Annotated in this window: 20 protein-coding genes and 1 pseudogene; 14 read left to right on the top strand and 7 right to left on the bottom strand. The window is 46.4% G+C overall.

The window, feature by feature from the left end; translation table 11 throughout:
• Positions 1–678 (bottom strand): response regulator, encoded by a 678-nt coding sequence (locus I1H34_RS14550; protein ID WP_212661781.1) that lies wholly within the window; start codon positions 676–678, stop codon positions 1–3.
• 20 nt (positions 679–698) lie between these two features.
• Positions 699–1871, bottom strand: a complete 1173-nt coding sequence (locus tag I1H34_RS14545; RefSeq protein WP_212661780.1) for a sensor histidine kinase — start codon at positions 1869–1871, stop codon at positions 699–701.
• A gap of 768 nt (positions 1872–2639) precedes the next feature.
• On the opposite strand from I1H34_RS14545, the gene I1H34_RS14540 reads away from it, so the two are divergent.
• The 9 genes from I1H34_RS14540 (at position 2640) to I1H34_RS14505 (ending at position 9740) form a co-directional block, all read left to right on the top strand.
• Positions 2640–3200 carry a Pvc16 family protein gene (locus I1H34_RS14540; protein WP_212661779.1) on the top strand — a complete coding sequence of 187 codons (561 nt, stop codon included), beginning with the start codon at positions 2640–2642 and terminating at the stop codon, positions 3198–3200.
• 40 nt (positions 3201–3240) lie between these two features.
• Entirely contained in the window at positions 3241–4941 is a 1701-nt protein-coding gene (locus tag I1H34_RS14535) for a phage tail sheath family protein (RefSeq protein WP_212661778.1), read from the top strand.
• Positions 4942–5043: 102 nt separating this feature from the next.
• Positions 5044–5544, top strand: coding sequence for a phage tail protein (locus I1H34_RS14530; RefSeq protein WP_212661777.1), 501 nt, complete (start codon positions 5044–5046; stop codon positions 5542–5544).
• Positions 5545–5611: 67 nt separating this feature from the next.
• The gene (locus I1H34_RS14525) at positions 5612–6094 is read left to right on the top strand and encodes a phage tail protein (protein ID WP_012160969.1); all 483 of its coding nucleotides are present in this window, start codon (positions 5612–5614) and stop codon (positions 6092–6094) included.
• Positions 6095–6129: 35 nt separating this feature from the next.
• A complete protein-coding gene (locus I1H34_RS14520; protein ID WP_212661776.1) occupies positions 6130–6624 on the top strand; it encodes a phage tail protein in 495 nt (164 codons plus the stop codon).
• A gap of 1 nt (position 6625) precedes the next feature.
• Positions 6626–7045, top strand: coding sequence for a hypothetical protein (locus tag I1H34_RS14515; protein ID WP_212661775.1), 420 nt, complete (start codon positions 6626–6628; stop codon positions 7043–7045).
• A gap of 20 nt (positions 7046–7065) precedes the next feature.
• Positions 7066–7398, top strand: a complete 333-nt coding sequence (locus I1H34_RS14510) for a hypothetical protein (protein WP_212661774.1) — start codon at positions 7066–7068, stop codon at positions 7396–7398.
• Positions 7399–7424: 26 nt separating this feature from the next.
• Positions 7425–7523, top strand: coding sequence for a DUF6760 family protein (locus tag I1H34_RS32955; RefSeq protein WP_315874883.1), 99 nt, complete (start codon positions 7425–7427; stop codon positions 7521–7523).
• A 27-nt stretch (positions 7524–7550) separates the two neighbouring features.
• A complete protein-coding gene (locus I1H34_RS14505; RefSeq protein WP_212661773.1) occupies positions 7551–9740 on the top strand; it encodes a substrate-binding domain-containing protein in 2190 nt (729 codons plus the stop codon).
• A gap of 51 nt (positions 9741–9791) precedes the next feature.
• On the opposite strand, the gene I1H34_RS14500 is transcribed toward I1H34_RS14505, so the two are convergent.
• Positions 9792–10001: a Nif11-like leader peptide family natural product precursor gene (locus I1H34_RS14500; protein WP_212661772.1), complete on the bottom strand. Its 210-nt coding sequence runs from the start codon at positions 9999–10001 to the stop codon at positions 9792–9794.
• 787 nt (positions 10002–10788) lie between these two features.
• Here I1H34_RS14500 and I1H34_RS14495 point away from each other — a divergent pair.
• The 5 genes and pseudogenes from I1H34_RS14495 to I1H34_RS14470 all read left to right on the top strand — a co-directional run bounded on the left by I1H34_RS14495 (position 10789) and on the right by I1H34_RS14470 (position 17289).
• Entirely contained in the window at positions 10789–13281 is a 2493-nt protein-coding gene (locus tag I1H34_RS14495) for a peroxidase family protein (protein ID WP_212661771.1), read from the top strand.
• Between the two features lie 123 nt (positions 13282–13404).
• Entirely contained in the window at positions 13405–13647 is a 243-nt protein-coding gene (locus I1H34_RS14490; protein WP_212661770.1) for a DUF1643 domain-containing protein, read from the top strand.
• Positions 13644–15035: pseudogene (locus I1H34_RS14480) on the top strand (ISKra4 family transposase). The gene I1H34_RS14490 and the pseudogene I1H34_RS14480 overlap by 4 nt, the downstream one beginning before the upstream one ends.
• A complete protein-coding gene (locus I1H34_RS14475) occupies positions 15020–15406 on the top strand; it encodes a DUF1643 domain-containing protein (RefSeq protein ID WP_212666275.1) in 387 nt (128 codons plus the stop codon). The pseudogene I1H34_RS14480 and the gene I1H34_RS14475 overlap by 16 nt, the downstream one beginning before the upstream one ends.
• Positions 15407–16497: 1091 nt before the next feature.
• Complete coding sequence (locus I1H34_RS14470) at positions 16498–17289, top strand: WecB/TagA/CpsF family glycosyltransferase (RefSeq protein ID WP_315874882.1); 792 nt, start codon at positions 16498–16500, stop codon at positions 17287–17289.
• Positions 17290–17369: 80 nt separating this feature from the next.
• On the opposite strand, the gene priA is transcribed toward I1H34_RS14470, so the two are convergent.
• The 4 genes from priA to I1H34_RS14450 all read right to left on the bottom strand — a co-directional run bounded on the left by priA (position 17370) and on the right by I1H34_RS14450 (position 23428).
• A complete protein-coding gene (gene priA / locus I1H34_RS14465) occupies positions 17370–19862 on the bottom strand; it encodes a primosomal protein N' (protein WP_212661768.1) in 2493 nt (830 codons plus the stop codon).
• 18 nt (positions 19863–19880) lie between these two features.
• A complete protein-coding gene (locus tag I1H34_RS14460) occupies positions 19881–21152 on the bottom strand; it encodes a response regulator (RefSeq protein WP_212661767.1) in 1272 nt (423 codons plus the stop codon).
• 50 nt (positions 21153–21202) lie between these two features.
• Positions 21203–21631 (bottom strand): response regulator, encoded by a 429-nt coding sequence (locus tag I1H34_RS14455; protein WP_212661766.1) that lies wholly within the window; start codon positions 21629–21631, stop codon positions 21203–21205.
• A 225-nt stretch (positions 21632–21856) separates the two neighbouring features.
• On the bottom strand, positions 21857–23428 hold the full coding sequence (locus I1H34_RS14450; RefSeq protein WP_212661765.1) for an ATP-binding protein: 1572 nt from the start codon (positions 23426–23428) through the stop codon (positions 21857–21859).
• Between the last annotated feature and the right edge of the window lie 219 nt (positions 23429–23647).

Genomic DNA, 23647 nt, shown 5'->3' with positions numbered 1-23647 from the left:
TTAAGGGTTCACCAAACCCAACTTCAGGGCTTTGACAATCGCCTGGGAGCGGCTTTTAACCTCAAGCTTTTCAAAGACAGCGGTTAGGTGGGCTTTCACCGTTGCGATCGTAATGTGTAAGTGATTTGCGATCGCTTGATTCGATGCCCCTTGAACCAGCCAATGGAGTACCTGCTTTTCCCGGGCCGTCAGATGGAGGGTCTGTTCCGATTGAACAGATCGGCCTTCATAGAAATGGAAAGACCGGAAAAAACCAGTGGCCGCATTCGGCGGTAGGAAAACCTCATTCTTCAGCACCGTTTGAATCGCTTGATGCAAATTCATGGCTAATTGAGACTTAAACACATACCCATCGGCCCCCGCTCGCATGGCACGGAACACCCATTCATCTTCCTGATGGGCTGAAATGACGAGAATCTTACCTGTGTAGTTCTGCTGTCGTAGGTGTTGCAGAGCGGCAACGCCGTCATCCTTTGGTAGTTCCAAATCCAGAAACAGCAAAGTCGGATGCTGTTCCAACGCCAGACTAATCGCCTGATCGGCTGAGGCTGCCTCACCCACAATGTGAAATTGGAACGTTTCCTGGGCTTGGTAAAACCCCAGCAACGTTCGCAATCCCTGGCGAAAAGTAGGTTGATCATCTGCTAAAACGACGGATAGTGGCTGAGTGCTTCCCATGGTCAAATCCCCCGATAACGTTAATTCTTGGACTCTTGTGGCAAACTAATCGAAAACTGAGCACCACTCTCCGGCAAATTAGACGCCCACAGTCGACCCCGGTGACGACACACGATTTGCTGTGCGATCGCTAGCCCTAATCCTCGCCCTCCATCTCGTCGTGAATAATAAGGGGAAAACATACAGCACAAATCTTCCGGTGATAACCCTGGTCCTTGATCTCTCACCTCGATCAAAATTTCGGTTTGGAAGCGCTGCCAAGTGAGGGTAATCTGGCTGCCACGAGGACTAAAATGCAGCGCATTACTCAGCAGATTGTCGAAAACCTGAAGCATTTGCCAACGGTCTATCCCAATGACCTCAGACGTTTGTGGACAGTGGATTTCTATCTCCTGGCTTTGCAGGCGCGGTTGAAGCGCCTGTATATTCTCAGCAACCAACTCTCTTAAATTACACTGCTCTATTATGGGGCTGTCTTCTGCTTCGTCATCCACTAACTCCTGGAGATGATGATGGAGTTGTTTAACGGCTTGCTGCAAGGGTACTAGATAGTCTTGACCACTTTCGGGTGGTGTTTTGACTCGCAACATATCAGCGTAAAGCGTGATCAGTGACAATGGAGTTCCCAGTTGATGGGTCGTTTGATGAAGATGCTGCTGTTTTGCTAAGAGTGCAGCTTGCTGTTGGCTAAAGGCTAAATGCAGATCAAAATAGTCACTGATTAATAGGATTTGACGGTCTACCCAATGTTGTTCTGGCATCGTTAAAGGGGATCTTGAGGCAAATAAAAGGTACTGACCCTGTTGCCGACAAAGACAACTACTGTAGACTTGCCAGTCTTGGTAAACCCAGTGCTGTAATCCCGGTTTCTCAAAACCAGTAGCGGATTCGAGAACCAATTGAGAACATAGGTTCGAAGGGGATGGGAGAGCGTTTAAAGAAGTGCGATTGTGACTAGCAGTGAGTATACCCGGCTGTTTAGAACCGTCTTTCTCCATTTCAATCTTTAGTTGATTACCCAAGTCACGTCGCAAAATCCAAGCGCTGGGGAGGGATAAATAATCAACAATTAAATCTAAAAATCCCCGGCAATGCTGATTCAAATCCAGTGTTGAGAAGGACTGGCGACAATCTGAAAAAGCCCCTAGGCCAATAGACTCAATTTTTAATGATAAGGGTTGATTAACCTGCATGGTCGCCCCCAATTCCACTCCAGAATTTACGAATAATTGTAAAACTAGTGTGCGCTTCTCTTAAGATTGAAAATTCCAAAACTGAGTCAAGACTAGAGAGAGTTGTCTCCCAGATTATTTGTTCACACGTAGTAATAAATCTCATAAGCAAACCACTTGCACTCATGACTCAGCCTACGACTTTCTATTCATATTTTCATAGGTATTTAGATTTTTTTAAGTCCTTGAAAAACTTGCTCAATTCTCTTGCTAAATGTCTAGATATATGGCTAGCTAGTTTTTGTATCGGGTGAATACAAAAGCTTTCAGGGAATAGAAAATCCAGTTATAGACTTTTGAAATTAGTTTATTTTTCTTCCAAAAAGGATAAATTTTGCTCCTTATCCTCTCCTTTAGATCAGCATGAGAGATAGGTCATGACCTATCTCTTTTATTTCAATAGGTTGTTCGACTTTATAGTATAGACAGCTTCCTTGAAGGGCTTATTTTACTTATATTGGCATGATCCTAAAGCTAAAAACGCTTCAGTTTTGCCTCACTTTTTCTCAAAGATTAGTAAAGAAATGTTTCGTTTTTTGGGTTTCGTCAACTGGCATCGATCAATAATTTGTTTCACTTAAATTTCTCAATAGTTAAGGATAAAAATACTTGTTTTAAGTCGCAATAACCGATGTAGCTTAAGGACAACAATAATTCCGACCAAAGTCTAATAACGATATCTTCACTAACTCCTTACTGTAGAGCTGTGCTTCCTCATGGCGCTCATTTATGATTCCTGCTGTCACTCAAACCTTGGCAGAAATCCTGTCTGACGGAACGTCCTCCATCACTAAGGACCAGATATTTTTCAACCACCCCAAAGTGGATCAGGAGATGGCAGTTGGGGTAAACCTTTACTGTTACGACGTTCGTGAAAGCTATTCTTGCCCCCCACAATATTTGTCTGGGGAAGAAGAGTCTATTCAGGATATAGAAGCAGAACAGACAAAGCCATTGAAGTGGTTTGATATTTCCTTCTTAGTCAGTGTCTGGGATTTTACTGCCTTAGGAGAGCAACATTTGCTTTCTGAAGTCCTTATGCTCTTATCCCGTCATTCATTCTTGCCGATTGAATATTTATCTCCAGTCTTGCAAGGCTATGGCCGTTTGCCGATGAGAATTTCCACTGGAAGGTTAATGAATCCAATCGAACTCTGGCATGCGTTAGGTGCTCCCTTACGTCCGGCGCTACACGTAGTCGTCACTATTCCATTTTTTGTATCCGAACGATCGCCTGCTCTTTCCAAACCTAGTAAGAATCATTGGTGTGAAAGCACGCCTATGCAGTAGTTCAAGTCTTTACCCCGTAACGAATGGAGGAAGCTAGTCAATGGCCCTGGATTATTTTGCCCCTGGCGTTTATGTCGAAGAAGTTGACCGAGGAAGTCGCCCGATCGAAGGTGTCAGTCTCAGTGTGGCCGGATTTATCGGGTTTACTGAAGACGTGCGTGGAGATGCTGAATTGTTTCAGCCGATGATGATTACCAATTGGGATCAATATCGGGAATTTTTTGCCAAACCCGGTTCGGATGGGTTTACTGATTTTGATGCCTACTTACCTTTCGCTGTTCAAGGCTGGTTTCTGAATGGCGGTGGACGCTGTTGGGTGACGAGTATTGGCACTCAATTACCGGGATCTGCTGCACCAGATCCAGAAGAAGCTGGAACTTTATTACCCACTTTTAGTGGCCGACCCTCCTTAAAATTTAGTCTAAAGCTTCCAGAAGCCTCTGGGGATACTCCCGCACTTCCATCCGGAGATGCACGGATTCAAGTTGCTATCTTTGAGAGCGCGCCCAAGCCAGTGGAGGACGATGAAGAGCCTCCTCTCAACTCTGGTGAATACTTTACCGTTGTCGTTAGGCAGGGTGGAGAACAGCTAGAGAAGTATGAATACCTGACCATGAATCCCGATGTTGACACGGCTGTTGCTGACTATGTCGTCACGGCTTTGGAAGAATCTGAATTCGTCACGGTTGCGAACCTCTCTCAGTCTGGGCAAGCGCTATCTCGTCGGCCAGCCAATGGAGCCTTTGAAATCACCCCCCCGCCTCAAATCTCTACGCCTGAAAGATTCCCTCGTGATTTGCAGGGGCAGCGGGATGACCGCACCGGCATGCAGGGCATATTCGAGATTGATGAAGTGGCTATGATTGCCTGTCCTGACTTGATGCGTGCCTATCAAAATGGCCTGCTCGATCTGGATCAGGTGCATGGAGTCATGGAAATGATGGTCAGCCTATGCGAGAATTCCTTTCCGGGCCCTGCTTACCGGATGGCCGTCCTTGATCCACCTCCTGTCAAAATTGGCAAAAATGATAATACTGCGGTTCCCCCAGAACAACAGCGCCCCCAGCATGTCGCTCAATGGCTGAATGAATTTAATCGCCGCTCTATGTTTGGGGCTATCTATTATCCCTGGATAAAAGTCGCGAATCCTCGCAATGGTGGACGCCCGATTATGGTGCCGCCCTGCGGGCATATGATGGGGATTTGGTGTCGGACAGATGAGTCAAGAGGTGTCTTTAAAGCACCTGCAAATGATACTCCAAGGGGAGTCATTGGCTTAGCCTATGAAACCAATATGCGAGAGCAGGAACTTCTGAATCCTAAGGGAATCAACTGTATTCGCAATTTTGCCAATTACAACCGCGGCTTTAAGGTTTGGGGGGCACGCACCTTGGTTGAACCGGATAACGTCCAATGGCGTTATATTAGTGTCCGTCGCCTGATCAGCTATATCGAAAAATCAATTGAGATTGGTACTCAGTGGGTCGTTTTTGAACCCAATGATCAGGATTTATGGGCACGGATTACTCGAACCGTCAGTAATTTCCTAGAGCGACTTTGGCGGGAGGGCGCATTATTTGGGGCCTCTCCCTCCGAAGCCTTTTATGTCAAATGCGATGGTGAATTGAACACCAACGAAACCATTATGTTAGGTCGGCTCTACGTCGAAGTGGGTGTCTGTCCAGTACGGCCAGCGGAATTTGTGATCTTCCGGATTAGCCAGTGGGCTCCTAATCAGTAAACTCTTTTAGGCAGGAAGGGGATTGCCTCTTTCTGCCTCTCAGCATATCTATCGGGATTGCTGATCGTCTATTTCATCGATCACTGAACAAGGAGCATATCTGTGGCAAGTGAACTTAATAAACCCATTGCCCCCAGTAGTTTCTATCTAGAGATTTCTGGTGTTGCTGATGGTGAAAAATCTGTATTCAAGAGTGTAAATATTCCCGACTACTCTCCCAAAGTCCAAGGGGGACAACAGGCCGTGGGAACCACAAAAGGGGGGAAAACCATTTGGCAAGTCAACTCAGCAGGTTTTGAAGGCTTATTCTCCTTTGACTGCATTTGTATTGCCAGTGGAGATGGCGATAGCACCAGTTTGAATATGTATAAATGGTTTGAGCAATGTTTGCCCTCTTCCAGTGGTGGCAAAGGCAAGTGGGCAGATAACCAGAAAGAAGGCAGTATTACCGCCTACAACACGGATGGTGAGGAAGTGGCCAAATGGCAGTTTAGTGAAGCTTGGCCGTCTAAGTATAAATGTGCAGACTTAGATGTTACCGCCGACAGCTATATCGAAGAGACCTACACCATCACGTGTGAGAAATTTAATCGAACAAAATAGTGCTGATTGCTTCTCATTGGATCCAGCACAACAGTGTAATGATCAGGGATAAATTCGGAGACCCAAAATGGTTCAGTATCTAGCCAATTCCAAGTTTTATTTTGAGATAGATGGGGTAACTTCTTTGACCCTTAAATCAATCAGTGGTCCTGAAATTGAACTGGAAGTTGCGGGGGGCGATTCAGCTATTGGAGTCACCAAAGATGCTAAAACCCAGACTCAAGCGACGATTGGTGGAGTTAAATACAACAGCACTATTGCCCTCACCTATGTTGCAGGCAATGAGGGAGAACAAAAGAAGCTTTCGGATTGGTACGACGATTGTCACCCAGATACCTTTTCTGGGGGAGGCTCTAAAGCGATGGAAGGCCGTAAAACGGGGTCTTTAGTCATTTATAACCCAGATGGCAAAGAAGCCATGCGCTTTAATTTTACCGACCTGTTCCCAGGGGCGAAAAAGCAGGTGGGAAGTCTGTCAGTGGATAGTGGTGGACAACTAGCAGAAGACAATATTGATCTGTACTTCACTCAGGTCATCCGGAAAGTCTAAATTTTGTGCACATTTCACTAGGGTGAACCGCTCTAATGCCCGATCTACCAGAAATCCTCACACGGTCAAGATTCTATCTAGAACTGAAACTGGAAGGAAGCCAAGATTCAGTTGATGGAATATTTATGGAATGTAGCGGGTTTCAAGCTTCCCAGGACGTGATTGAAGTGGTAGAGGTGACCCCACAACTCTGGGGGAAACAGGGAAAAACCAAAGGTCGCAACATCCGCACCAAGATTCCTGGCAATGCCACCTACTCTAACCTCACCTTAAAGCGGGGTTTGATGTCTTCAATGACTTTGTGGAATTGGTTACAAAAGGTGCAAGAAGGAGACTGGGCTGAGCAGCGCCGGGAAGGTGCATTGGTGATTTATAACCAAGCTGCGAAAGAACAGTGTCGATTGGAATTTCAAGGAGCCTGGCCCGTCAGCTACAAAATTTCTGATCTAGATGTCAAAAGTGGAGACCATAACATCGAAGAGGTGGAGATTACGGTTGAATCCGTTAAGCGAGTAGAGGTCACGGCGTAATATGCAACTGAGTAATAATTTAGGGCTATCACCTCCCCCTGAGGTCCCTGGACCGGTAACAGAATCTCAGACAGTTTTGGGTTCGGTGCAAATAGAGTTTGAGTTTGAGTTGCCCAAAGGATATCTCGATACGGCTGGGAATTTGCATCGCAAGGGCATCATGCGCTTGTCCAGGGCGATGGATGAGATTGTACCGATGCGTGATCCGCGGGTAAAAGCCAATCCGGCCTATGCGACGGTCATTATTCTGTCTCGGGTGATCACGCGTTTAGGGGCCCTAGACTCCATCAGCCCCAATGTTGTTGAAGGACTGTTTGCCTGTGATCTCAGCTATCTTCAAAAGTTCTATCGACACATCAATGAACTAGAAGATGGCTCTGGAGCTGAAGCACCTTCATATCCCGAAACCCAGGAATCCTAACTCTTATTAGATTATGCGGAATGAACGAATCTTCAACCTACGTATTTACTTTGCCTAAAGGGTTACTGGATGATCAAGGCAGGCTCCATCGTCAAGGAGGGCTACGCTTAGCGACGGGACATGATGAACTCAAAATTCAGCGAGATCAGCGGGTTCATGACAACCCCTACTATGGAGCTTTGGTTTTGCTCACCCAAGCCATCACCTTTTTAGGACAATTTCAGCAGATTACGCCACATCATCTGGAGCAATTATTTCTGACAGACTTTCTTTACTTGCAAGATGTTTACGTCAATCTCACCCACGCTTATGGAGGCCCGATTGAACTGGGGGAGCACTTGGCTACCCCCTAGATAAACTCTACGAGGAGGTAGCCTATATCGCTTATCACTTTCATTGGTCCCGGAATGACATTCTGCAGATGGAACATGGAGAACGGTTGCAGTGGATTCGAGAGATTGAGCGATTAGTTGGCTAGGTTTCTTCCACATTGCCAATATGAATCATGATCCCTAAGCCCCCTTATTCCCAATATGCATGCCCCCAAGGAAACCCTTTAACGTGTAATGCCGTGTCTGAGAAGGGGAGTTGCTCAGTTTGTCATTTCCCAGGGATTCTCTCGCCAAAAACCAAAATCAACGGCCAACATCAATATGAAATGGTTGCTTTTTTAGGCCAGCGAGGAAATGGGCGCTTATACGAGGCCACCAATCTCTCAGATCAAAGTTCCTGTGTCCTGAAAGAATATGTGCTGCCGCAGCAAACATTCAATTTCGAACAAATTTTTAAGCGGAGAGAGGCGTTTACCCAAAGATCAGGCATTCGCTTGGCGGATGGTCGTGCCCAGAATTTCCGGTTAGTGATGCCTTTAGAGGCCATAGTTCCTTCCCTATCTTCACCGGAACGTTATTTCTTGGTGTACGGCGGTGAGCAGACCGATACCATATCTTTAAGGCAGTTCCTAGAGAATAAATCTCCACTATCTGTTGCATCAATCCGGAATATCTTGTCCCAGATTCTGCAAAGTTTGGAATTTATGCACCAACAGCAATTCCGATGGATTTCAGGCCAGGTGCAATCAGGTCTTCTCCATGGCAATCTCAACCTAGACAGCGTATTAGTTGCTGAGCAAAATCCAGGACTATTAGTGTATTTATGCGATTTCTATTTTTGGGAGTCTCTTTTTACGTCTCCCTTAGATCCACAATGCCGACCTGCGATCGCACAGGATTTACAGGCCGTTGGAGAAATAGCACAGTATTTAACCGCAGCATCCAAAGACCCGCAGCAACCTTTGGGTGAAACATCTATGGAACGTCAGTTTAGATCTGACTTTCCCCCAGCAGATCAACAATTTATTCAGCGCTTAACTGGAGAATCTGATCCCCCCTTCGAAACCTCTGAACAGGCACGGCAAGTACTCTTAAGCTTACCTCCTATTCCAAAGTCAGAAATTTTATCATCTTCAGTTACGGCACAAGAATCGAGACCAACTCGTCCATGCTGGTGGATGGGATGGGTTTTTGCTTATTTATTCATAGGCAGTGTAGGGATAGGGTGGCTGTACCTTAGAAATCAAACTAAACACTCACTTTCTACAGAGAATATCTCTTGCTGTATCGATCAAGTTGCCAATGTGCCGATAGGCCCTGTGCAATTCTTAGCTGAGAAACAGGGGACCTGGGATTTCCTCTATACCCAACCCCACTTACTAAAGCGAAATACAACCCTTCAGCGGGAGTTAATTCAGGCCCAAGCTCTTCTACAGTCTTGGGAATATCAGCCGATATCGATATCACAAGATTCGATTGCCAATCAACCTGGGGCACATGGGCAGAGAGTGATAACGTTGCTCAATGGGCAAACAGCAAACTTTATTATTACCAACCATACGGATGATATTGATCCATCCTTTGGCGTTAAGCCCTTTGCCTATAATGGCATCGCTGTATTCGTTGCCTTTGGCTATGCTCAGCGGGAGAATAGCCTTCCTCGAAGACTGAAGGGCAAAATTACCCTAGACCAGCTACGAAGGTTATATACTGGCCAAATCAAGAACTGGCAGGAGTTAGGCGGTCCTAATCGTCCCGTTAAAGTGTATTTTCCCGATCAGGATGGACTGCTGCGAATCTTCGAACGTCAAGTTCTTGTAGATGATTCTAGTATTGCCGCTTTCCGTAAACTGGTAGCAACTCGAGGTCGAATCCCCATTCATAAACCGAATCAAAAGTGTGTGGGTTCCTTTTGCGGCTTTGCAAGTACCACCTTGCAACTCCGAGCGGTGATTGAAGACTTCGAAGATCGAGACTCATTCAGCATTGGGTTTGATGAGCTGAACAAAGTCATTAACCAATGTTCTGTCTATCCCTTAGCCCTGGCAGAAAAAGGGAAGGCTACTGTTTCTCCGTTGCGGCTAAATAATCATCGACCCGTTACACCTGCCACGGACTTATGCAATTCCAAAGCCAGTTATTCCGTCAATGCTCAGGCGCTTCAGAACCAAACTTATCCCCTCACGTTTTCGCTGAATGTGGTTTACCCTCGTGATAATCGGCGTCAACCGGCTGGACAAACCTTTGCTAATATTCTCAAAACCCAAGAGACCCAATGTTGGCTACAGCAAATTGGATTAGCCCCATATCGCAAAATCTCTGTAAAATCTGCTTGTCGGGCGAAATCAAAGAAAAAACCCTAGCGTTTTGCAGAAAGAGGGCAATTTGCTAGGGTTAATGAATTAGAGCGTATTTTAGATGCCAGGAATTTCGGAGAGCTCGCACTGTAGTTCTTCTACGTTGAAGCCAATCATCTCTTGCCACTCATCTACCGTGAAGTCATAGCCATACATCTGGGCCATGCTGACAAATTCTTCTTGATTAGAAGCTGCATTTAATTGCTGACGCAGTGTGGGATTCTCCTGAGTTGCTCTGAATAATCTTGCAAATTCTGTTTTTGCCATCGTTCAACCCTACTTAGACAATGGTTCGTGCCCCTCACTTATAGAGCAACGGTTCAGGATTCTCTATTAGCCAAAAGTTGAAGATGCCGCAGTATCAGGAAGCAAGCGATCTTGAATGAGCCTAATTGACGGGTCAACTGGGCTTGATATGGACTTTAGCGCCAGTGATACCCTCCTGGACCCTATGCTGCTCTTTGAAGAAATTTACGCCTGGCAATCAAAGGACAATATAAAATATTTTTTAAAGAAATATGAGATTTCCCTGAATCTAACCTTAGAATAATGCTACAAATAAAAAATTGCGCGGGGACAGAGAAATACTATCCTACGGAGTATCTCATATTGATGAGTAAAAGATAAGTTATTCGAAATTCGCAAAATAAATATGTGCCTCAGCTAATCAACACTAAACACTCACCTCTTTTTTGTTGTTAATTGCTTCCCCTTGTCACCCAGCTTTCTGGACCAACTGACTCTCAGTAGAAACTTGGGTTGTTGTGCATAATCACTTATATGAGACTTAATCAGTCTTATCTATGTACTTGAGGGTGCTAAATCAGTTCCCTGCTGGATTAATAAAATATTCAAGCTATTTTTGGCTCTTAAGGCCGCCAAGGTTATTTAACTTTGGCTGGTTCTTCTGACCGGAAATATGGATTGAGGAGTTATTGAACCGATAAACCTTCCCTTAATTTAGATCTAATTAAGGGGTAAGTTTTTTGGGGGAAATTCCATCAATGAAGCTTGAATAAATTTTCAATTGTTGGATTTTTCTGAGGTTTAAATCATGAACGATAATGAAATGGTACCCAATGATATAGAGTCGACCGCCACTCCACTCTATGGCTCTCGAATATTGGATATAGATCAAGAGGAAGGTACCGTTCTAGACGATACGTCTTCTTCAGGTCAAATGAACGATAACGAAATGGAGCCTACTTATTTAGAGTTGACCGCTACACCACTCTATGGCTCTCGAATATTGGATATAGATCAAGAGGAAGGTACCGTTCCAGGCAATACGAACTCGTTGTTTCAATATCGCTCAATTGACGGAACAGGCAATAATCCATACCATCACCATGCGGGTTCGAGTGATACTCAGCTTTTAAGACTATTAACCCCTGCTTATGATGATGGTGTGAGTACTCCTCGAGGGGGGGCGATCATGATTGACTCTCCACATGGTGGCTCCTATAGCATTCCAGATCCAGCTGGGTTACCTAATCCGAGAGAGATAAGCAATACAGTTGCTAGCCAAACTGAGTCGATTCCTAATTTTTTGGGAGCGAGTGATTGGTTGTGGCAGTGGGGACAATTTATTGATCACGACCTAGATTTGAACGAGGGTGGAAAAGAAGCCTTTTTTATTCCTGTTTCTAAGTCTGATTCACTCTTTAATCCGAAATTTCCTTATCTGCCTTTTACTCGTGTGCCAGCTGCACATGATACAGGGACTAACCGACATAATCCTCGTGAGCAAAATAATGAGATTACCTCATTTATTGATGGTTCTGGAGTGTACGGTTCAGATGCAGAGCGAGCTAACTTTCTTCGGTCCTATGCAAACGGTGAGCTGAAAACCACTGTTGCCGAGAATGGCGAACAACTCTTGCCATACAATCGTGCTGATCACCCATTTGGCAACGCTAACGGTGGACAAAATATCGCGGATGCAGACCTTTACTTGGCAGGAGATGTTCGTGCCAATGAACAACTTGGGCTCACGGCCAATCATGTTCTGTTTGTGCGTGAACATAATCGATTAGCCGCTGATATTTCAGAACGACTAGAGGCCGGCGAATCGGGACTCGTCGCTCAATATCAATCCTTTAAAGGGGAGTATCTCAACCAGAACGGAGTAACCCATGCAGATAAGGTGAAGGATGAGTACCTTTACCAAGCGGCTCGTAAGGTTATTGGGGCCAAGATCCAAATCATTACCTATAAAGAGTTTCTCCCGCTTCTGATTGGAGATACCCTGCTCGATGACTATGAGGGGTATCAACCCTATATCAATCCAGCCGTTAGTAATGAATTTGCGAATGCGGCTTATCGTTTGGGCCATACCCTACTCAATAATCAAATCCACCGTTTTGATGACAACGGTTTAGAGTCGATTGCCCTTAAAGATGCCTTCTTTAAACCTGGGGAAGTGTCGGCCAATGGGGTTGATTCCCTTTTGCGAGGGCTAGTTTTGCAAGAAGCTCAAGAACTGGATAACTTTATTGTGGATGGCGTCCGCAACTTCCTTTTTGGCGCTGGTACAGGAGGCTTTGACCTAGCATCTGTCAATATTCAGCGGGGTCGAGAAGTGGGTCTTCCCAGTTATGTTGACGCTCAAAAACAGCTATTTGGTGTTGAGATTACCTCTTTTGAAGAGTTGCCGTTTGCCCCTGCTGTGATTGAGCTGTTTGAGACAGCCTACAAACATGTGGGCCAGATCGACTTATGGCTAGGGGGTATTTCGGAGTTGTCGGCGAATCATGGTGGTTTGCTTGGACCCACCTTTAGCTTTTTCATCAAAGATCAATTCGCTCGTGCAGCGGCTGGCGATCGCTTTTTCTTCTTGAATGATCTGGATGAATTAAAGGTGCTCGCTGCAGACATTACCCAGACAAATTTATCGAATATCATTCGTCTGAACACGACCCAAGATTATCTGGTTCAAGATAATGTATTCCAGGTCCCCTATGAGAACAAAATCTTGGGAGATGATGGCCAAAACTCATTACGGGGAACTCGACAGAATGATCTGATTGATGGACTAGATGGCAATGACTTCATCCGGGGGAATTTTGGGGCCGATATCCTGATCGGTAATCTTGGGGATGACTACTTAATCGGTGGTGCGGGTAACGATACCGTTATTGGCGGTGATGGTAATGATGTGTTGACTGGATATGCTGATAACGATGTATTAGTTGCGGGTAATGGCAACGATATGGTCAGAGGTGGCAACGGCAATGACATCATTAATGGTGTTGGCGATCAGTTTGGCCGACACGACTTTGACCTCTTAAAGGGAGGTAGAGGCGAAGATGTCTTTATCTTAGGAGATGAGCGTTCTGTCTTTTACCAAGGTCGGGGTCTGGCAATTATTCAACGGTTTGAACTCAATCAAGATACGATTGAGCTCGCTGGCAGTGCTGCAGACTATACTTTAATGACTTTTGGTAGTCGAACTAGCCTTCGTTTAGCGGGGAGTAACGATTTGATTGCCATTCTAGAAGGAAGAGTTGAAAACTTTAATACGGGTTTTGAATTCACTGAGAATTAAGAGTTAACTTCTCCGTCCTACCAGCTTTCAATCGCTTCAGACACCTTCTGGGAAGAATCCCGGAAGGTGTCTTGATTGAGTCACTGATTGAACGCGATCATGATTGTAGCGTTGGGGTTCTAGATGTTCACCTTAGGTAATGAGTGTTCAGGGGCAGCCTTTTCCCCTTGCCGGACTTGGCGATATCAATTGTGGCGTCGGTGGAATGATGCTCCTCTGTTGATCCTCATGGGTCTCAATCCCAGTAAGGCTGATGAATCTCATAACGATCCAACCGGGCGTAAGCAAAGGATCGGGGATGCATGGCTCAAAGAAAAACGGGTCAAGGACAATAGATCCTGTACCCGAACCAAAAAACTATCATGACCCTACCATCGCAATTGCTAACCGTGCTAGCCCATGACGAATTTCTAGAACAAACTGAAGCACTCAAAGTATCAACCAGCCTGAGTCAGATGGTTTATATCGTTCTGCAAATGGGCTTGTTTCTAGCTCGCTGTCTTCTGGAGGATGAACTCTCAAGGCGCGCGAAAGCAGTATTTGTATGGCCTGTATGTACTACCTGCGGAACCCGCTTACATTCGAAGGGATGGGAATCTCGTCAGATGCAGACACTGGTAGGCACTATCTCTTGAAAGCGACGGGTGGGCCGTTGTCCCAAAGGATGTCCAGGCAGTCTGTTGACTCCCCTGGATCAAGCCATTGGGATTGCCCCCTATCAGCACAGCAGCGAAGAACTGGTGCGTCTGGGCTGCTTGTTGAGTCTGTTCATGCCCTATGAACTGGCCAGTTGGATGCTGGGTCAGTGGAGTGGTCTATCCGTGAGTCCATCCAGTTTGTGGAACTGGGTGCAATCCGTGGGTAACAAAGCTCAGCAGGAATTAGAAGCTCAACTCAACGCTCAATCATCAGGGACTCAGGCCCCTTGTGAAGCGATTTCAGAGATGTTATCTGCTCTACCTTTGGCCATTGCCGCCGATGGTGTGATGGTCCCCTTTCGCCCCACCCCGAACTCACCCAAGGGAAAAATCCAGTGGCGAGAAGTCAAAGTCGCCATCTTAGCTCGCCTGGGAACACGGGTTACCCGAGCTAAAAAGGAGGTCCCCCAATTACTGCGTCGAAGACTGGTGGCAGTATTGGGCGATATCGACCAGTTCATCCCTTTACTTCAACTCGAAGCTCACAAACAAGACTTTGAATCTGCTCCAAAAGTCATCTGGCTCAGTGATGGGGGACGAGGCTTCTGGCGAGTCTATCGCACCTTGTTCTCTCATTGTGCTGTGGCAGTCCTCGACTTTTTTCATTCAGCAGGCCATCTGGCACGAGCAACTAAAGCGATGTTTGGAGATGCCCGCTCTGCTCAAGCCCAAGCCTGGTTCCGGCACTGGCGACACCAATTGCGACACGGGCAACACCTACTTGTATTACGGTCCTTGACGATATTGATTCACTCACAACTGTTAACGGGAAAGTCTTTTTCAACGTTGCTCCAGGTGCAGGCTTATTTCCAACGCCATCATAACCACATCCGTTATCGGCACTTTGAACAGCAACAGATTCCTCTCGGGTCAGGAATGGTTGAAAGTGCATGCAAGTGGTTGATTCAGCAGCGCTTTAAGGGAGTTGGCATGCGCTGGAGTGAGGATGGTTTCAACCATTTACTGATCTTGAGAATTGCCTGGGTCAATGAACGGTTTGACTCCTTATTCCCAGAGGTGACCATTCCGAAAACTAAGGCATCCCCGATCCGCTAAATACGCCCGATCCAACCATTACTCGCTGTATTGGCTTTGCCCGACGTGAGGGATATGGTGGCTTATTGATGCTCAATTTATTCGCCTTTCGAGCGACGGCTCCTCATGATTTGAAAAAAGCTCAGGATCCCATTGGTCCAGAAAATGATTCGGTGATAGGGGTCAAATGCCAGAATCAAGATCGGGTGGTCGTCGCTTGGGGCAATCAGGGTGGGTTTTGTGGGCGAGATCGCATCATTAGTACCCTATTGCATTCATCCTCAGCTAAGGTGGAGTGCTTTGGAGTCACGCAATCAGGGTGTCCCCGCCATCCGCTCTATCTAAAAAAAGACACTCCTTTAGTGCCATGGCCTGCTGAAGGAGATCGATAAGATTGTTGCCTGCCCAGAACTATATGGCGAATAACAGGGTGGATTTTGATTTTGTTATACGCTGAAAGCAATGCTATAAAACTCTTTCAGGGAATTAGTGAATTGTTGTTTACGTCTAGAGTGAGAAAGAATTGAAACATCATATTGTTGCCATAAATCAATGATTTCGGCATGCCATAGGGCAATTTGAATGGGCAGGGTGAAAAATACAGCTGGTGTTGAATATTAGAGATAGATCAGCCTGTCTGCTTAATAAGGGGCTAATATGTTTAACTACCTGATTTCATGAATTAAGTTGTTTTGAGTCCTAAATTCGATATAAATAGAATTTATGAGTCATATAACTCTTGATTATGATGGTTAGTAACTCATTACTTCCATTAAAGATTTCCTTGTTTATTTCTTTGAGAAAAGATAAAATAAGATTTCATAGCTTTTTTTAAGATGTTTTTATTTATACAGAAAAGATAAAGATGAAAAAAATACAATCAGATTGCTTTCAGTCTTTATGGAGAAGGAGCTACCATCTCTAGTTCTAGAATCGAGGAATTTTTGGTAGTTTTATCGAGCTTATTGTGGAGATTCTTATCCCGTTTTACCGACCTTTATTTTGAAGATTACTGTTCCTATCTTCTCGTTAATTAAGCATTGAACCGTTAAAGAAATTATCTAAGAACAACCATCTGTAGGGTTGTCTAACTTCCTAACCGCTTTTGAAAGGCTAGCTGCTTTCCCATTAACTCCCTTCTATTGGAGAGGTAAAGAGTGGCAATAGATCAACGCTTTTTTGTGCGCTCGATCACTGCACCCAAGGGTATTAGGGCCGAGTATAAGGTCATCGGGAAAAGAATCAAATCTGCTGGGTACGGCTTATTTAGTTCTTACTTCCCCTCTTAAGTAAGATGGCAGACATTCTGCACCCACATCTTCTTTATTTATCCAAGTCCAGCCTGCCCTGAGTGAATTGCGTGACCGCCATGAAAACGACTTTGCCAAAGCCAACCAACGTCAGCCCAAACTTCACTGCAGATAAAGTCCTCATGTCTTTGCCTCAACCCAAGGTCTTATTAAAACCAACCAGCGCGGCCAACATGAACAAGTCATTGCCAGAGCAGCCAGTTCTGAACTCTTCTATCACTGCTCTTCGATTGAATAAAACAACGCGCACTATCATGCAGTGGGCTCATGGCGGAGAAAGCAAAGCAGTCTGTGTTGCTAATGTCCACATGTTAATGGAAGCCTATTGGCACCGGCAGTTTTCTCAGGTTCTACAAAATGCAGACATGGTAACCCCTGATGGGATGCCTTTGGTTTGGATGATGAGATTGTTGGGGCGTAAAGGACAAGATCGCGTCGCTGGCATGGATATCCTCCAAAACCTTTGCCAAAAAGCTTCAGAAGAGAAAGTTAAAGTATTTTTCCTCGGATCTCAGAAGTCCATCTTGGATCGGATGCGCGCTCGCTTAGAGAAGGAATATCCCAATCTAGAAATTGCGGCCATGAAGCCTTTACCCTTCCGTCCGCTGACCGCGGCTGAGGATGAGGAGTTAATGGAAGAAATCCATGAATCTGGCGCTGGCATTGTCTTTTTGTCTCTAGGTTGCCCCAAGCAAGAAAAGTGGATGGCCGAACATCAGGGTCGTGTTCAAGCGGTAATGATTGGCCTCGGCGGCGCTTTTCCAGTCTATGCTGGCTTGAAGAAGTGGGCTCCTCGCTGGGTAAGACAAGCAGGACTTGAGTGGCTGTATCGCCTACTCCAAGAGCCTAAGCGCCTCTTGGGTCGCTATACCCAAACGATTCCACCTTTTATCTTTTTCGCCAGTATGCAGTTAGTGGCCCATCACTTGGCACCGAAGAGACTGCTTAACGCTTTTAATCTCTAAACACTGTCTCATCAGTTTTAGGGCTTATCTCAACACAAAAGCGCATCTTTGGGGTGCGCTTTTGTGTTGGAGAGTCATCATTACAAGAGTTTGAGGGGATCAACATCTACTTGTAGGCGAATATTTTGCGGGCATTTTTGTTGGCACCCTTGTCTGGGAAATGGCCAGAGTTCAGTCTGCCCTATTTCTGTTTGGGGGCGTTTGATTAAGACGTGCCAATAATAGCGTCGAGCCACCTTCAAAATATTGGCAGGTGCTGGACCCAGAATGCTGCCCTGATATTGATGAGTATGGATATAAGCATGCAGGTAATCGGCAATCTCTAGAGCCGTCTTCTCAACTATCGTTTCATTCAAACCACTAATGCGTAAGAGGATTAACTGATGGAACGGCGGATAATTGGCTTCCCGGCGCTGTTTGAGTTCAGCGATAAGGAAGGTATCCATTTCATATTTTTGAACGGCTTGGATCACGGGATGTTCAGGGGCATAGGTTTGGAGAAGAACTTGCCCTGGATGTTCCCCTCGGCCTGCCCGTCCGGCCACTTGCAATAAGGTTTGAAAGGTGCGTTCACTGGCTCGAAAATCGGGAATATTGAGCAAACTATCTGCAGCTAAAACACCAATGAGTTGAACTTGAGGTAGATCAATCCCTTTGGTTAGCATTTGGGTGCCCACCATCAGGTCTGCCTCCCCGCGAGCAAACTGATTGAGAAGCTGACGATGGGACCCTTTGCGGCGAGTGGTGTCACTATCAAAGCGAATCACCCGTAAATCAGGAAAGGTTTTGGCTAATTCCTGCATGACCCGCTGAGTACCGCTGCCAAAAAAACGAAAATAAGACGACTGGCAGACTGGACACGCTTCCGGTTGGGGCTGAGTATAATTGCAGTAATGACACCGCAACAAGGTTTGGCGGGAATCGGGGCTATGGTGATAGGTCAAAGAAACGCTGCAGTGGGGACATTCGGAGACATAACCACAGCTGCGGCAGGAGACAAACGTACTATGGCCTCGACGGGGCATAAACAATAGCCCCTGCTGTTGCTTTTGTTGCAGGTTATGTAAGCGTTTTTGCAGGAGTCGACTAAAGATGGAATGGTTCCGATCCGCTAGTTCCAGACGCATATCCACGATTTCAATGGGAGGCATAGGGCGAGCATTGACTCGCTGAGGAAGCCGGAGATAATGGATGCTGGCCTGAGATGGCTGGGCGTTGGCGGGGGGCGTTTGGGACCAACTTTCCAAGCAAGGGGTTGCAGAGCCAAGGATCAGGGGACAGTCTGCCTGTTGAGCCCGCCATCTAGCGACAGTACGAGCATGGTAGCAAGGGGCTGGTTGATCTTGCTTATAGCCTGTATCATGCTCTTCATCTAGGATCACTAGGCCAATATTGGCGATGGGGGCGAAGATGGCGGACCGGGTCCCAATCACTACTTGAGGCGTGCTGGTGAGAAACTGTCGCCAGGTGTCATACCGTTCCCCATCGGAGAGGGCACTGTGGTAGACCCGAATGCGATCGCCAAATCGAGACCGGAATCGATCCGTCAGTTGGGGGGTGAGTCCAATTTCTGGCACCAGGACGATCACGGACTGTTGGCGAGCCAAAACAGGAGTGATGGCCTGCAAATAAACTTCTGTTTTGCCAGAACCGGTAACGCCATGGAGTAAGACTTCTGCGTAATCCTGAAGCTGGTGAATTTGAGCCAGGACCCCAGCTTGGTCAGGGGTTAGGGTTCGAGGTTGATCGGGCTGTATGGGGGAGGTTTCTAATCGGAGTCGCTCCTGTTGATGCAGGGTGATACAGCCTTTACTGGCTAATTTCTTCAAGGTGCTGCTGCTTGTATGGGCCAGTCTTAGGAGATCTTGGGCCCATAATTCTCCACCCTCATGCTTGAGGAGGGTCAGAATTTCCTGTTGGCGCAGGGTCAGGTCCGGCGCACTGGGGGCGGTGAGGGTAACGGCCTGCTGCTGCCTGGGTTTGGTTGGCGTTTGGGTTTGTAGGTAGCTTTCTACGAGTCCTTGCTGTTGAAGCTCCCTTAAGCCAACCTGGGCTTTTTTAATCTGACGACGGAGGTATTGCCAGGTATAGTCTTGGTTTGGACTTTGCTGTAGCAGCGCTAGAATGCCTTGGGCAGCGGTTCCTAAACCGTTGATGTCTTGGGGGGGAAGGGCAGCGTTTAAGCGGATACGGCGTTGCGATCGCTGCAACAATCCCGGCGGTAATGCCACGCGAATCACCGCCATTAAAGAGGTGTAATAGTAGGCCGCAACTTTTTCTAAAATTTGCCAATAGCCGGGGGGGAATAACGTGCGGCAAGCCACATCCACCACATTCAGAATCCGAGTGGTGGCTAACTCTGGCGGGAGATCTGCCCGAAACCGAATGGCAATGGCTCCGACTTGCTGAGCGCCAAAGGGAACGCTAAGAATATCTCCGGGCTGAATACTCAGATCGGAGGGAATGCGATAGGTAAAGAGCTTGTCAGCGCCAGGACAGTCCACGAGGACTTCCACAAAGGGGGCAGCTGTAGAAGAGAGGTTTGGGAGGGGAGAGGTTTGGGGTGTCGACATATGGGCGCACCCTGGAGCTTATTGTTTGTGGGCCAGGGTCCAATAAAATGTAGCACCTTGATTTACCACTGCATCGAACCAAATTTGCCCACCATGGCAGTGGATGATGCGTTGCACCGTCGAGAGGCCAATCCCGCTACCCGAAAAGTCTTCAGAATTGGTGAGTCGTTGGAAGGGCAAAAAGATCCGATCGGCTTGGTTCAGATCAAACCCAGCCCCATTGTCCCGGACAAAATAAATGGGCTGGTTGGGGGCAATGGTCTCTGCCGCATTCAGGGGTTCCCGACTCACATGGTTGAGGGTGGTTTTACCAAACTCTATTTGGGCGTGATCTAGTGCCCCAGTATATTTCCAGGCATTTCCCAATACATTTTCGAGGGCAACCCAGAGCAGATGGGTATCCCCCTCTACACTAACTTGGGGTTCAATGACGAATTTGACATTCCGTTTGGGTTCTTGCTGCAGGAGCTGTCTAGCAATAGTTTGTACGGTAGAGCTTAAATTAACCACCTGGGCCTGGATCGGGTTACGGCCTATATTCGATAGCTGTAGGAGCCCTTCTAGTAAGGTGGCCATGTGCCGCGTATAGTCTTGTATTGTGCCCAAATATTTTTGGAGTCTGGGATCTTCATCCCCCATATAGGCTGTCAGCAAGGCGCAGCCTGTTTTAATCCCAGTTAAAGGATTGCGCAGATCATGGGAGACAGTATAGTTAAAGGCTTCGAGTTCAGTGTTGGCCGCTTCTAGCTCTAAAGACCGTTTACGAAGTTCTTTATTGACACGTTCTAATTCAATGGTTTTTTGCTTGAGAGCCAGCTCATTTTGTTGGCGTTCAATAGAATATCGAATGGCATGAATTAAGGAGCCTGGGGTCACTTGACCTTTCACTAAGAAATCTTGGGCACCTTGTTGAACGGCTTGCATGGCCACCGTCTCGTCATCTAAACCCGTGAACACCACAATCGGGACAATGGGACTTTGGGCCACTACTTTCTCTAAGGTGGTTAACCCATGACTGTCCGGCAAGGACAAATCCAGCAAAACAACGCCAAATTCTTTTTGGGTCAGAGTTTGCAAGGCATCCTCAAGCTTATCGACATGGGTGATTTCATATTGAAGTGCATCTTCGCTCCGCTTGACCCCCAACATGCCCTGAATCAAAAAGGCATCCCCAGGATTATCCTCAACCAGCAACACGCGGATAGTCCCATCTTCCTGGGGTGAAGATGTGGAGGAAAGTTTTCCCTCTTGTTCGGGTTTAGATCGCTTCGATTTGAGTGACTTGGCCATTATTTCCTAAGAGGAGGTAGACATTCCTTTATGAGTGGTGAATAGGTTTATTAATTACGTCCTTGCCATTGCAACCAAAAATCTTGAATATCCTGCGCTTTTCCAGCGAATTCATGAAAACTACTAGGCTTAGTGACATAATAATCTGCATTGAGCCGATAGCTTTCTTCAATATCCTCAGGGGCATTGGAGGTAGAAAGCACTATAACAGGGATGTGTTTTAATTTCTGGTCAGTTTTAATGTCTGCCAAGACCTCTTTTCCGTTCATAATCGGTAGGTTTAAATCAAGCAAAATCAATTGAGGGAAAGGAGCCTGCTCATAGGAACGCAGATTTCGTAGGAAATCCGTAGCAGATTTGCCATTGTCAACCCGATGCAACGTGTATTGCAGGGAGCTTGCTTCCAACATCCGAGTGATTAAAAATACATCGCCGGGGTTATCTTCTACGAGGAGAATGTCAATGGGATTCGTTTCCATCGAAACAACGGTTCAAAAATTGATAGACGATTGCCTTTTGAGTTGTATCTAGGTTGCACAATTCCCACTGAAATTTGCACAGTTGGCAAACAAAATCCTACTTTTGTCAGTCGCTTTACCTAAAAAAAAGAATTTTTTACCTCAACAGTCACTACAGCTTGCCGGAGTATTAATCTTCACACAAGCCCTAGGTTAATATTCGTCTGCCTCCTAGAATACTGCCCTTCAACTGGCAGATTCAATAGGCAATGTGAAGAAAAATGTTGAGCCTTGATCGACTTCTGACTCTACCCAGATTTTGCCACCTTGCTGATCAATTATTTTTTTGCAAATTGCTAAGCCAATGCCCGTACCGGAATATTCTTGGCGAGTATGTAAGCGCTGAAAGACCATAAACACCCGATCAGCATGTTTAGACTCAATCCCAATCCCATTGTCTTTCACCCAAAAAAGATAGTTTTTTCCCTGTTGTTGGTAGTTGATTTCAATGGCGGGGACTCGTTCTCCTCGATATTTCAGAGCATTGCCGATTAAATTTTGGAAGAGTTGAGTGAGTTGGCGGGGATTGGTTTGCAGTGTGGGCAAAGGGGAACAGTCTAGGGTTGCCCCACTTTCTTGGATAGAGAGCTGCAGATTTGCGATCGCGCTTTCCACAATTTGATTGCAATCTACCGTTTCCAAGATTTTGGCCTGGGTACCGACCCGAGAATAGCTGAGTAAATCTTGGATGAGCTGCTGCATACGAGTCGCTCCGTCCACCGCAAAGCCAATAATTTGGTCGGCCTGCTCATCGAGCTGTCCCGCATAGTTTTGTCCCAATAACTGGGTAAAACTAGTCACCATGCGGAGGGGTTCCTGTAAATCATGGGAGGCCACGTAGGCAAACTGTTCTAGCTCTCTATTTGATCGTTCTAGCTCTTCATTTAGCTGTTGAAGTTCATGTTCGAAGTGCTTCCGCTCGGTGATATTGCGGGCGACCCAGACGACGGAGTCTTTTTGTTCGGTGACATTACGAGCCACCCAGACAACTGAGCTATCTAGAAGGGGAGAGACACTCGCGGTAAACCAGACAGGTTCTTCATCAATCATCAATTGATAATCAAAGTTGACGGTCTGCTGGGTTTTAATAGCTTCCTGAATAATGTGGGACCATTGTTGTTCAGGGTCTTGCCATAGCTCATTAATGGTGTAACTGATCAGCTCGGCATCTGGTTCACTGCCTTCACTGGAGCTGGTGGGAGCAACTTCGATATTGCTAATTTCTCCCTCATCAACATCACAGACAAACACTAAGTCTTTCATAGCCTCAAACACAGCCCGAATTTTGCCTTCTGAGCTGCGTAGCTTGGCTTCTAATAATTGGCGATCGCTGACCTGATTTTCTAATTCCTTGATTCGCTGTTGCAGGGTGGCGACATCATCGGAGAGAGGGGGCGATGAGGTTTGTTGGATGAGGGTGTCTGATGAGACGAGCCCTTGGAGATGGGACGCTTGATCCACGAGGGCAATGTAAGAACTGCCCTCAGTTTGCATGACTTGAGTGACTACTGCTAAGTTGTCGGCTTGGTCTAAAGGCAAGGTGGGCAGTGGGGCCATTACGGATTGGACTGCAGTTGCAGACAAGTCAAGTTCAGTGGCTAGGGCGGTAACTAGGGTGCGATCGCAAACCACACCCACAGGAACTTGTTCATCAACCACCACTAAGTAGTTGGCTTCCGCTTGATATAAAATTGCCACCGCATCTGCGATAGAAGTATCGGGTTGAGTCACCAAAGGCTCAAGAATCATCACTTGCATTTTTTGAGTAGGTCAATGCCTTATACCATCTAGCTTTTTCTAGATCCGATACAAAAGGCAATCCGCATTGATACTAGCGTGAATCTCAAGGTCAAGGCTTTCTTTTCTCCACCCAAAATAGAAAATTTTGCCAAAACCCTTGACGAAGCCAAAAACCTGTGCGAGATTTGGTACTACAAACGTAGTATTTCATCCGCTTTGGATCGAACCCTTCAAATG

It is taken from the genome of Acaryochloris marina S15, assembly GCF_018336915.1.
GTDB classification, from domain to species: domain Bacteria; phylum Cyanobacteriota; class Cyanobacteriia; order Thermosynechococcales; family Thermosynechococcaceae; genus Acaryochloris; species Acaryochloris marina_A.
This window is presented reverse-complemented; position numbering and strand designations above follow the sequence as displayed.